General features: G+C 66.1%; 11 protein-coding genes. 9 read left to right on the top strand and 2 right to left on the bottom strand.

From position 1 onward, the window contains the following. Window positions 1-224: 224 nt before the first annotated feature. From QX048_RS28980 to QX048_RS29015, 8 genes are read left to right on the top strand one after another with little or no spacing between them, the layout of a single operon-like run. On the top strand, window positions 225-1085 hold the full coding sequence (locus tag QX048_RS28980) for a xanthine dehydrogenase family protein subunit M (protein WP_315827473.1): 861 nt from the start codon (window positions 225-227) through the stop codon (window positions 1083-1085). Next, window positions 1082-1615, top strand: a complete 534-nt coding sequence (locus QX048_RS28985; protein WP_315827457.1) for a (2Fe-2S)-binding protein — start codon at window positions 1082-1084, stop codon at window positions 1613-1615. The genes QX048_RS28980 and QX048_RS28985 overlap by 4 nt, the downstream gene beginning before the upstream one ends. After that, window positions 1612-3987, top strand: coding sequence for a xanthine dehydrogenase family protein molybdopterin-binding subunit (locus tag QX048_RS28990; RefSeq protein ID WP_315827458.1), 2376 nt, complete (start codon window positions 1612-1614; stop codon window positions 3985-3987). Before QX048_RS28985 ends, QX048_RS28990 begins: the two co-directional genes overlap by 4 nt. 24 nt (window positions 3988-4011) lie before the next feature. After that, complete coding sequence (locus QX048_RS28995; RefSeq protein WP_315827459.1) at window positions 4012-5262, top strand: ABC transporter substrate-binding protein; 1251 nt, start codon at window positions 4012-4014, stop codon at window positions 5260-5262. Window positions 5263-5272: 10 nt separating this feature from the next. After that, entirely contained in the window at window positions 5273-6145 is an 873-nt protein-coding gene (locus QX048_RS29000; protein ID WP_315827460.1) for a branched-chain amino acid ABC transporter permease, read from the top strand. Further along, window positions 6145-7146: a branched-chain amino acid ABC transporter permease gene (locus QX048_RS29005; protein ID WP_315827461.1), complete on the top strand. Its 1002-nt coding sequence runs from the start codon at window positions 6145-6147 to the stop codon at window positions 7144-7146. The genes QX048_RS29000 and QX048_RS29005 overlap by 1 nt, the downstream gene beginning before the upstream one ends. Then, on the top strand, window positions 7143-7898 hold the full coding sequence (locus QX048_RS29010; RefSeq protein ID WP_315827462.1) for an ABC transporter ATP-binding protein: 756 nt from the start codon (window positions 7143-7145) through the stop codon (window positions 7896-7898). The genes QX048_RS29005 and QX048_RS29010 overlap by 4 nt, the downstream gene beginning before the upstream one ends. Continuing rightward, window positions 7891-8610: an ABC transporter ATP-binding protein gene (locus QX048_RS29015; protein WP_315712527.1), complete on the top strand. Its 720-nt coding sequence runs from the start codon at window positions 7891-7893 to the stop codon at window positions 8608-8610. The genes QX048_RS29010 and QX048_RS29015 overlap by 8 nt, the downstream gene beginning before the upstream one ends. Before the next feature lie 20 nt (window positions 8611-8630). Here the strand turns inward: QX048_RS29015 and eutC are convergent, their stop codons facing one another. Together eutC and QX048_RS29025 are read right to left on the bottom strand one after the other, a co-directional pair. Then, the gene (gene eutC / locus QX048_RS29020) at window positions 8631-9422 is read right to left on the bottom strand and encodes an ethanolamine ammonia-lyase subunit EutC (protein WP_315827463.1); all 792 of its coding nucleotides are present in this window, start codon (window positions 9420-9422) and stop codon (window positions 8631-8633) included. After that, a complete protein-coding gene (locus tag QX048_RS29025; RefSeq protein ID WP_315827464.1) occupies window positions 9422-10807 on the bottom strand; it encodes an ethanolamine ammonia-lyase subunit EutB in 1386 nt (461 codons plus the stop codon). Before QX048_RS29025 ends, eutC begins: the two co-directional genes overlap by 1 nt. Window positions 10808-11071: 264 nt before the next feature. On the opposite strand from QX048_RS29025, the gene QX048_RS29030 reads away from it, so the two are divergent. Further along, window positions 11072-11416: a Lin0512 family protein gene (locus tag QX048_RS29030; RefSeq protein ID WP_315712523.1), complete on the top strand. Its 345-nt coding sequence runs from the start codon at window positions 11072-11074 to the stop codon at window positions 11414-11416. Window positions 11417-11709 lie beyond the last annotated feature (293 nt).

Here is an 11709-nt window from a genome sequence, read left to right on the forward strand (position 1 = left end):
GGGCGTCCATCAACTCGGCCTGTTGTCTCAGCGCTCGCTGTCTTCGGGGTGCTAGCCATGGTCTCTATCGATTGCGGCGACAGTCTGCTTGATAGCCGAAAGCTGATTTGTGACCAATCGTTCGTTTCTGGTTGACCGCGGTGCCGCTGCGTGCAACTCTTTTGAGACCAGATGGTTACAAATTTGGGAATCCGGGCTGGCGAGCCCTGGCGGTGAGGAAACGGATGAAAGCGAGGGCTTTCAGCTATTTTCGTGCACACACGATCGGCGAGGCGCTCGAAGCTCATGCGGGCGCCGGCGACGATGTGCGTTTCATTGCTGGTGGTCAGAGCCTGGTTCCGGCGCTGGCGTTGCGTCTTCAGGCCCCGCGAATTCTGATCGATATCAACCACATTGCAGCGCTGCGCGGCATCACGCGGGACGGCGAATGGTTGCGGATCGGCGCCTTGACCCGGCACTGCGAGATGCTGACCGATCCGCTGATCGCTGAGTTTGCGCCGCTGTTGCGCGCCGCAGCGCCGTTCGTTGCGCATCCTGCCATCCGCAATCGCGGGACCTTTGGCGGCAGTGTCGCGCTGGCCGACCCAGCCTCCGAGTTTCCGGCGATGGTGCTGGCGCTCGACGCCGAGATTGAGATTGCCGGCGCGTCCGGCCGGCGCCGCGTCAAAGCCGATGACTTCTTCATCGATCTTTTCGAGACGGCGATCGCGCCCGGCGAGATCCTCGTCGCGGTTCATGTTCCTCTCTTCCAAGCCGGCCAGCGCATTGCGTTCGATGAGCTGGCCCGCCGGCGCGGCGACTATGCACTGGTCGGTTGCGGCCTGCTCGCGACCTGCCAGGGCGATCTGATCGAGCGCATAGGCATTTCATTCTTTTCGGTCGGCGACGTCCCGACCCGTGCGAGGCATGCGGAGACAGCGCTCACCGGCAACCGGATCGATGCTGCACGGATTGCGGCGGCGCAGGCTGCGCTCGACGCCGATCTCGCGCCCGCTGACAGCGACGATGTTCCGGCGGCGATGCGTCTGCATCTGGCGCGCGTTCTGCTCGGCCGGCTGCTGGGACGGATCGGAGAAGCCGCATGAGCCCGCCGGTCGACATCGAGACCGAGGAGCAGGTCCGCATTCGCCTCATCGTCAACGGCCGCAAGGTGGCGTGTGACGTCGCGCCTCGCGACACGCTGGTGGATTGTCTTCGCCAGCAGCTCGAGCTGACCGGCACGCATGCCGGTTGCGAAATGGGCGCCTGCGGCGCCTGCCTGGTTCAGCTCGACGGCGCTGCCGTGCATGGCTGCCTGATGTTCGCCGTGCAGGCCGATGGCGCGCGGATCGATACGATCGAGGGGCTCTCGGAGAGCGGCGTGATCGCCGACCTGCAAGCCGAGTTTCATCGGCGCAATGCGCTGCAATGCGGGTTCTGCACGCCGGGCATGCTGATCACCGCTCATGAGCTGCTGACCCACGTGGCACGGCCGAGTCGTGAGACCATCCGCGACGCGCTCTCGGGCAATTTCTGCCGCTGCACCGGATATGAAGCGATCGTCGACGCCATCGCCGCGGTCGCCGCGGCACGGGCAGCAACGGCATCGCAGGGCGCGGAGGGCTCGTCGCGATGAGCCCGCCGCTGACCTCGCTGGACCGTCCGAATTCCTATATCGGCCGCTCCGTGCCGCGACCGAATGCGAAGCGACTGCTCGCCGGACGCGGGCGCTATGTGACCGACATTCGCCTGCCGCGCATGCTGTATGCCGCCTTCCTGCGCACCCCGTATGCTCATGCACGGATCACCGGCATCGAGGTCGATGCGGCGCGGGCGCTTGCGGGCGTACATCTGGTTGCGACCGGCGCCGATCTGGCGAAGATCTGCACGCCGTGGACCGGGACGCTCGATCATTTCAAGGGCATGACGTCCGAGCCGCAGCTGCCGCTGCCATTGGATCGCGTCGTCTGGGCCGGGCAGGCCGTGATTGCCGTGGTCGCCGAGAGCAGGGCGATTGCGGAGGATGCGCTGGAGCTGATCTCGGTCGACTACGAGGAGCTGCCGGCGGTGGTCGATCTCGACGCCGCGCGTCGGCCGGGGATGCCGCTGGTCAATCCGGTTGCGGCGTCCAACATCTGTTTCCGCACGCAGCTCGACAGCGGCGGCGTCGATCAGGCCTTCGCGTCGGCCGCGCATGTGATCGAGGAAGAATTCAGCTTCGGCCGTCATACCCCGGTCACGCTCGAGCCGCGGGCCATCGTCGCGGACTATGATCCCGAGAGCGGCGCGCTGACGGTGCACCACGCCACGCAGACGCCCTACCAGTTCCAGGATCTGTACGCTCGCCACTACGGCATCCCGGAAGCCAGCGTGCGCGTGATCGCGCCCGATATCGGCGGGTCGTTCGGCATGAAGCTGCATGTCTACCACGAGGACATGGCGGTTGTCGGGCTGTCGATCCTGCTCGGGCGCCCGGTCAAATACGTCGCCGATCGCATCGAGTCCTTCGTGTCGGATATTCATGCCCGCGACCACCACGTCCGCGCGCGCATGGCCGTCGACGCCGAGGGCAAGATCCTTGCCATGGACGTCCACGATGCCACGGCGATCGGCGCGTTCTCGACCTATCCGCGCACCAGCGTCGTCGAAGGCAATCAGGTCATCCGCCTGATCGGTGCGCCGTATGACTTCAAGTCCTATCGTGCCGCGCTCGAGGTCGTGTTCCAGAACAAGGTGCAGACCAGCCAGTATCGCGCGGTCGGACATCCCATCGCCTGCGCGGTCACCGAGCGCATGGTGGATCTCGCCGCAAGCCGCGTCGGGATCGACCCGTTTTGCATGCGCGCCAGGAATGTGATCGCCGACAATGCCTATCCGACGGCCTCGCCGAGCGGCTACAGGTTCGAGGCGCTGTCGCACGAGGTCTGCCTGCGGCGGCTGCGCGGGATCATGGACTATGACGCGCTGCGCGCCGAGCAGACCGAACTGCATCGGCGCGGCATCCATCGCGGCATCGGCATTGCGACCTTCGTCGAGATCACCAATCCGAGCCCGGCGTTCTACGGCGTCGGCGGCGCGCGCATCTCCTCGCAGGATGGCGCGACCGTCAGCCTGACTCCGTCGGGCGAGGTGCGCTGTGCGATCTCCGTGACCGAGCAGGGACAGGGCACCGAGGCGATCATCAGCCAGATCGTCGCCGACCAGCTCGGCCTCGCCCAGGAGCACGTCAAGATCATCACCGGCGATACCGAGGTCACGCCGCATGGTGGTGCGACCTGGGCCTGCCGCGGTGCGGGCATCGGTGGCGAGACGGCACTGCAGGCCGCGCGAAAGCTCAAGGCGAACATTCTGGAGATTGCCGCGCTGGTGCTGCAGGAGCAGCCCGCCGCGCTCGACGTGGTCGACGGCCAGATCATCACTGTCGCGACGGGGCAGCCGCGTATCCCAGTCGCCGAGATCGCGCGCATCGCCTATTTCCGGTCCGACACCTTGCCACCGGGCACTCAGGCGCAACTGACGGTCAGCCATCATTTCGCGCCCCAGGGCTACCCCTTTGCCTTCACCAATGGCATCCAGGGCTGCTACCTCGAAGTCGACGTCGAGACTGGCTTCATCAAGCTGCTGAAGCACTATGTCGTCGAGGATTGCGGCCGGATCATCAACCCGATGCTGGTCGACGAGCAGTTGCGCGGCGGTGTCGTGCAGGGTCTTGGCGCCGCGCTGTTCGAGGAGTGCCGTTACGGTGAGACCGGCCAGTTGCTCAACGGGTCGATGGCCGACTATCTGGTGCCGATGGCGATGGAGATGCCAGACATTACCATCGATCACGTCGAGACGCCGACGGCGGATACCATTCTCGGTGCAAAGGGCTGCGGCGAGGCCGGCACCGCGGCCGCGTCGGCCTGTGTGTTGAATGCGGTCAATGATGCGCTGATGCCCTTCGGCGCTTCCATCAACACCATTCCCATCACGCCTGCGCGCGTGCTCAAGGCGCTCAACCGGTTCTAAGAAAAACGAATGAGGGAGGAGATCATGCCAAACTACGAGACAAGGCTGCGACGCACAGGAATATCCCGCCGTACGGCGCTGATGGGGATGTCGGCAGGTGTCGCCACGCTCGCGATGCCGCGCCTGGGACGCGCCGCCGATGACACCATCCGGATCGGCTTTCCGACGCCGCTGACCGGTCCGTTCGCCGCCGAGGCGCGTGACCAGGTCAAGTGCGCCGAACTCGCCGTAAAGCTGGTCAACGACAAGGGCGGCGTCGCCGGCCGCAAGGTCGAGCTGCTTGTGCGCGACGACAAGCTCAACGCCGGCGAGGCGGCGACGCGGACGCTCGAGCTGATCGAGAAGGACAAGGTGCACGCTATCGTCGGCGCGCTCTCCAGCGCCGTCCAGCTTGCCGTCAACGAGGTGACGCGCGCTCGCGGCGTGATCTACGTGTCGATCAGCCAGTCCGACACCATCAACGAGGTCAAGGATTTCAGCAAATACACCTTCCACGAGGCGCTGAACCCGCACATGACCACGGCGGCCGTGGCCCGCCAGACCATCAAGAAGGGCATGAAGGTCGCCCATCTCGTGGCCGACTATGCCTATGGCCATGAGATGCTGCGCGGCTTCAAGCGGGCGCAGACGGCGATCGGTGCCGAGAGCGTCGGCGAGATCCTGCATCCGTTCGGTGCAGCCGACTATTCGACCTTCATGCCGCGGCTGATGTCGCTGCGGCCGGACGTGCTGTGCATCAGCAATTTCGGCCGCGACCAGGCCAACGCGATCAAGCAGGCGGTGGATTTCGGCATCAAGCAGCAGATGAAGATCGTGGTGCCGGTGATCCTACACAATCAGCGCCTCGCCGTCGGGCCCGACGTGTTCGAGGGCGTCGTCGGCGGCGCCAACTATTATTGGGGTCTTGAGACACAGAACAAGACCGCGGCCGAGTTCAACAAGGCGTTCCGGGCCGCCAATGGCGGCGCGATCCCGACCGACTACGGCGCCTATGGCTACTCCGGCGTCGGCTCGCTGCTGCAGGCGATGCAGGCCGCCGGTGGCACCGACACCGATAAGGTCATCGCGGTGCTGGAGGGGCTGCAATACGATCTGACCAAGGGCCCGCAGCATTACCGCAAATGCGACCACCAGTCGGTGCAGTCGGTGCTTGTGCTGGAATCCAAGAAGAAGTCGGCGATGGCGAGCGAGAACGACCTGTTCGCGATCGTGGCCAGCGATCCCGGGGCGGACGAGATGCTGCGCAGCTGCGGCGAACTCGGCCACGCCACCTGATCCTGATCGCATGGACCTCTCGCTGATCATCATGCAGCTGTTTTCCGGCATCGCCCTTGGGGCGGTGCTGGTGATCACTGCGCTCGGCCTCACCATCGTGTTCGGCATGCTCGGCGTGGTCAATTTCGCCCATGGGGCGCTGTTCATGATCGGGGCCTATGCCGGTCTGTATCTGGCATCGCTGACCGGCAGCTTCTGGTGGGGCTTGCTGCTCGCCCCAATTCTGGTCGGCGCGTTCGGCATGCTGATCGAATTCGTCCTGGTCCGGCGCCTGTATGGCCGGTCGATCGATGATCCATTGCTGCTCACCTTCGGTCTCAGCTACATCCTGGTCGAGGGGGTGCGCATCGTGTTCGGCAGCGACGGCATTCCGTTTCCGACACCGTCCCAATTGATCGGCGTCGTCGATCTCGGCGTCGGCTTCTTCCCCAAATATCGTCTGTTCGTGATCGCGCTGGTCGCCGTTGTGCTGCTGGTGCTCTGGCTGATGCTGGAGAAGACCCGGGTCGGCCTGATCGTGCGGGCCGGCGCCCGTGATCCCCTGATCATGCGGGTGCTCGGGGTCGACATCGGCAAGGTGTGGCTCGCGATCTTCGGCCTCGGCGTCGGCCTTGCCGCGCTCGGCGGGGTGCTGGCGGGACCCATGCGCAGCGTCAATCCCGAGATGGGAACGCTGGTGCTGGCCGAGGCCTTCGTCGTCACCGTGATCGGCGGCCTCGGCTCGATCGTCGGCGCCGTGGTCGCGGGGCTGATGGTCGGCATCTGCATCAGCATGGTCGCGTTGTTTGCGCCCGAGATGGCGACGATCGTGATGTTCGCGCTCATGGCCGCGGTCCTGCTGATCCGGCCACAGGGTCTGTTCGGCCTCAAGGGGAGAACGTGATGACGGTGCATTCGACCGGCGAAGCACCGCCGCTTCCTCAGGCGCAGCGCCTCTTTACGCTTCTCGCGGATCACCGCGTGCTGGTTTCGCTGGTCGCACTGGCGCTGCTGCCCTGGCTGCTGCCGTCGAAGGCGCTCGCCGTGAACGTCCTGATCTATGGCGTCGTGGTGATGGGCTACAATCTGCTGTTCGGCTACACCGGGCTGCTGTCGTTCGGCCACGCCGCCTTCTTCGGCACCGGCGCGTATCTGACCGGCATCGCCATCGGCCGCTGGGGCCTGCCGTGGTTTGCCGCAGTGCCGCTGGCGATCGCGGCGAGCATGGCGCTCGCCGCATTGATCGGAACGATCTCGACGCGCACCCGCGGCATCTATTTCTCCATGGTCACGCTCGCGCTGGCGCAACTCGTCTACTACGTGGCGCTGCAGGCCTCCTCCTTCACCGGCGGCGAGAACGGGCTGCGTGGCTTCACGGTCGACCACATCGGTCTGTTCGGCGCGCAGATCAACTTCCTCGATCCCGTGAACAAATATTACGTGCTGATGGTGCTCGCGGCGATCGCGATCTGGGTGCAGTCGCGCATCCTCAACTCGCCATTCGGCGCGGTCATCGAGGCGATCCGCGAGAACGAGCAGCGCGCGCGGGCCTGCGGCTACGACGTCGAGCGCTGCAAGCTGATCGTGTTCATGCTGTCGGGCGCCATCTCCGCCGTCGGCGGCTGCATGTCGGCTCTGCATTTGTCCATCGTTCCGCTCGACATCCTGCACTACCAGACCTCCGGCATGATCGTGATGATGGTGCTGCTCGGTGGCGCACGCAGCTTCTTCGGGCCGTTCGTCGGGGCCGCGGTCTTCCTGATCCTGGAGGACGTCGTGTCATTGTGGACGCCGCACTGGCAGATCGTGGTCGGCGCCATCTTCGTGGTGTTCGTGCTGTTCCTGCCCAAGGGCATCTGGGGCACGTTCCTCGATGTGCTGCCGATCGCGAGGCAACGCCGATGAGCACCGAGCTGCTGCGCGCCGACGGGATCGGCCGTCGTTTCGGCGGCTTCGTCGCGCTGGAAGGGATCTCGGTCGCGTTCGCGGTCGGTGAGCTGACCTCGATCATCGGCCCGAACGGGGCAGGCAAGAGCACCTTCTTCAACATTCTCTCCGGCACGCTGTCGCCGAGCAGCGGCACCTTGCGGTTCAAGGGCCGCGAGCTGAACGGCCTGCCACAGCATCGCTTCGTGCATCAGGGCATCTCGCGCTCGTACCAGATCACCAACATCTTTCCCGATCTGTCGGTGCACGAGAATGTCCGGGTCGCCGCCCAGGCGATGCGGGTAAGCTACGACATCTGGCGCAAGCGCGCCGATCTTGCCGAACTCGGCGAACGCGCCGATGCGGCCCTGATGGCTGTCGGCCTGATCGGCAGGCGCGGCGAGCTCGCGAAGTATCTCGCCCATGGCCAGCAGCGCGCGCTGGATATCGCCATTGCGCTGGTCTCCGAACCGGAGCTTCTGCTGCTCGATGAGCCGACCGCGGGCATGGGGCCGGAGGAGACCAAGGAGATGGTGGCGCTGCTGGAGCGGCTGGCGGAGAAGCGCACGGTGCTGCTGGTCGAGCACAAGATGAAGATGGTGCTCGGCCTGAGCCAGCGGGTGCTGGTGCTGCATCACGGCCGGCTGCTCGCCGATGGTCGTGCTGAGGACATCCGATCCAACCCCGACGTGCGCCGGGTCTATCTGGGACAGAGTGAAGGCTATGGCTGAGACCGCGTTGCTCGAGCTCGACGGCCTCCAGGCCTGGTATGGCGCCAGCCACGTCCTGCACGGCATCTCGCTGCGCGTGAGCGAGGGCGAGGTGGTCGCGCTCGTCGGCCGCAACGGCGCCGGCAAGACCACGACGTTGCGCACCGTCATGGGGCTGATGCCGCGGGCCGCGGGGCGCGTGCGCTTTGCCGGCCATGATCTGCTGCCGCTTGCGGCCCACAAGCGCTTTCATCTCGGGCTCGCTTATGTTCCGGAGGAGCGCCGCATCGTGCCGGGCCTGTCGGTGCGCGAGAACCTGCGGCTCGGGCTGGTCGCCGCCAGCGCCGATATCGAGGAGCGCGCGGCGTTCGCCGAGGTTGCGGAGACCTTTCCACGATTGAACGAGCGGCTGGATCAGGAGGGCGTCACGCTGTCGGGTGGCGAGCAGCAGATGCTGGCGATCGCGCGGGCCTTGATCGCGCGGCCGCGCATGGTTCTGCTCGACGAGCCGTCGGAAGGCATCATGCCGGTGCTCGTCGAAGAGATGGGCGTGCTGTTCCGGCGGCTGCGCGACCAGGGCAAGACGCTGCTCCTGGTCGAGCAGAACGTCGAATGGGCGCTGCGGCTCGCCGATCGCGCCGTCATCATCGACCAGGGCGAGGTCGTGCATGAGAGCAGCGCCGCGGCGCTGCTGGCCGACAAGGACATCCAGGACCGCTATTGCGCGGTATGACGTCTCGCACCGCCCCGGCATCATGACGCGCCATCACCGTCCGGTGCGGGGAGTTGCGGCAGCCGGGCGAGGCTGACGCCGGCGGCCTGGTGGAGGAACATGCGCTGGATCAGTTCGGCCGCCTGGCTCGCCGCATCCGCCGGTGCGAGGCCGCCCTGGCGGACGTTGGAAATGCAGTTGCGTTCGGCATCGACGCGGCCCCGGCGCGGCATCCAGGTGAGATAGAGGCCGAGGGAATCGGCCGCGCTCAGGCCCGGGCGCTCGCCGATCAAGATGATCGAGGCCGACGCGCCGAACAGCTCGCCAACATGATCGGCGAGCCCGACGCGGCCCTGCGAAGCAACGATCACCGGCGACAGCCGTCTGCCGGTTGCAGCCAGGCGCGGCATCAACATGTCGAGCACGGGCAGGGCGTTGACCTGGACCGCGCGGCTGCTCAGGCCATCAGCCACCACCAGCGTGATGTCTGCCGGCGCGCGCGGCTCGGACAACAGCGCTTCCGACGCCGACGACAGCAGGCGCCCTGCATCGGGACGCTGCAGATAGGTGGCGCGATCGGCGGCGCGGCTGTGCACGGCAAGGGCCGGCCAGCCATGCGCGGTCGCCTCGGCGGCAAAGCGCTCGGCGTCGAACGGCTTCAGCACGGCATCGCGCGCTTCGGCGTGGGCAGCCTGGAAGGCGAGATGTGCCGATGTCGGCAGGCCAGGACCGCAGCGTCCCAACGCGATCCGCGCTTCGGTATAGCGTGACAGCCAGCGCCAATCGTCCGATGACGACGTTGCCGGCGAGTTGCTCTCGTCGGAGCCGCCCATCACTTGGCCTCCAGCAGCGGCAGCGCCGGCATCAGCCGCGCCGGCTCGAAGCGCAGCTCGCCTTTGGCATCGCTGAGGCCGGTGGCCGCGAGCCAGGCCTCGAACTCCGGCGCCGCGCGCTTGCCGAGCACCTTGCGCACATAGAGCGCGTCATGGAACGAGGTGCTTTGATAGTTCAGCATGATGTCGTCGGCGCCCGGCACACCCATGATGTAGGTGCAGCCGGCGACGCCAAGCAGGGTCAGCAGCGCATCCATGTCGTCCTGGTCGGCTTCTGCGTGGTTGGTGTAGCAGACGTCGCAGCCCATCGGCAGCCCCAGCAGCTTGCCGCAGAAATGATCCTCCAGGCCCGCGCGTATGATCTGCTTTCCGTCGTAGAGATATTCCGGACCGATGAATCCGACCACGGTGTTCACGAGCAGCGGCCGATAGCGCCGCGCGACCGCGTAGCAGCGTGCTTCCAAGGTCTGCTGGTCGACGCCGCAATGGCCGCCGGAGGAGAGCTCGCTGCCCTGTCCGGTCTCGAAATACATCACGTTGCCCCCGACGGGGCAGCGCTGCAGGCCTTCGGCCGCGGCGAGCGCCTCGTCGAGCAGCGACAGCGTGATGCCGAAGCCGCGATTGGCCTCCTCGCTGCCGGCCAGGGACTGGAACACGAGATCGACCGGCGCGCGGCGCTCGATCGCCTTCAGCGCCGTCGTGACATGCGCGAGCACGCAGGACTGGATCGGCGCATCGGAGGCGAGCCGCAAGGTCTCGATCAAGTCGAGCAGCCGTACCATGGTGTCGAGGTCGTCGCTCGCTGGGTTGATGCCGATGGTGGCATCGCCGACGCCGTACATCAGCCCGTCGAGGATCGAGGCTGCCACGCCCTTGGGATCGTCCAGCGGATGGTTGGGCTGCAGCCGCGTCGACATCCGTCCCGGCAGGCCGATGGTGCAGCGGAAGCGGGTGACCACCTGACATTTCGCCGCGACCGTCACCAGGTCCTGCAGCCGCATGATCTTGCAGACCGCAGCAACCATCTCCGGCGTCAGCCCTGGCGATACGCCGCTGAGTGCATCTGCGTCGGCCGCATCCGACAGCAGCCATTCGCGGAAGGCGCCGACCGTGAGGCTTGCGACGGGAGCGAACGCCTTGCCGTCATGCTGGTCGACGATCAGCCGCGTGACCTCGTCGCTCTCGTAGGGGATGACGGCCTCGTTGAGGAAATGGCGCAGCGGCAGCTCGGCGAGCGCCATCCGTGCCGCCACGCGTTCGGCGGCATCCTCCGCGGCGAGGCCCGCCAGCACGTCGCCCGAGCGCAACGGCGTTGCCTTCGCAAGCAAGGTTCTGAGGTCGTCGAACCGATAGCGCGTACCGCCCAGCGTGTGTGAAAAACCCATTGGCGTTCTCCTTCAATGTTCCTCGTGGTCAGCCATGCCTGCCGGATCCGGCCGATGGATCGCCATCACGGGAAAGACGGGGAGGAACATCATTCGAAGACCTTGTTCTCGGGTTCGTCCAGCGCATCATCTTGCACGATATATGTCGGCATCAGATGACCATTTTCTGCGGCGGGGGCGCTTGATGTCCACCCGGGTTGCGTCGGCCGCGCCGTTGGCTAAGGTCGCATGGCATACGAGGCAAGCAACCGAGGGAAACACGACATGGCGCGCGTCCGCTGTATCACCGAGATGGGCATGGGCGTCGACGTCCATGGCCGCGACGCCACCAAGGCGGCCAAGCGCGCGGTGTCGGACGCGATCCGCCATTCCAGCCTCGGCTTCTTCCGCATGGTCGGCAAGACGCCGCAGGACATGTTCGTGGACGTCACCATCGGCGTGCCGAACCCGGAGGCTGTCGACACCGCTGCAGTGGCCAAGGAGCTGCCCTATGGCACGGTGACCGTGACCGCGGTCAAAGGCGGGCTGGAGATTGCGGCCGAGGCCGGCAGCGATGCCATCATCATCGCCAATGCGGCGGTGCTGGTCCATCTCGACGACGGCAAGTGACGCTCTCGCGCGGGGGTCATGCGCGTGGCGTTCTGATGTGAATGTCAAACAGCATGTCATCGCGATCCCGCGGCACGTTGCGCGCCCGGGTGATGATCGTACGGTGTCCCTCTTTGAACAGAGGGCGCAGGGAAGGCCGGGTATCCGCTGATACCCGCGGCCCCCGTGCGTGAAGAAGTGCACGGGGCAGGAACCACAGGCTCAGCCGGACGATCCGGCGGGCTCAAGCGGTGGTCGCAACACCAAGTGTTTTCATTCGTGACAGCAGCTCGTCAAGCGCTTCTGCTGGAGTT

Origin of the sequence: Bradyrhizobium sp. SZCCHNS30572, assembly GCF_032484415.1 — a bacterium.
Classification (GTDB): Bacteria; Pseudomonadota; Alphaproteobacteria; order Rhizobiales; family Xanthobacteraceae; genus Bradyrhizobium.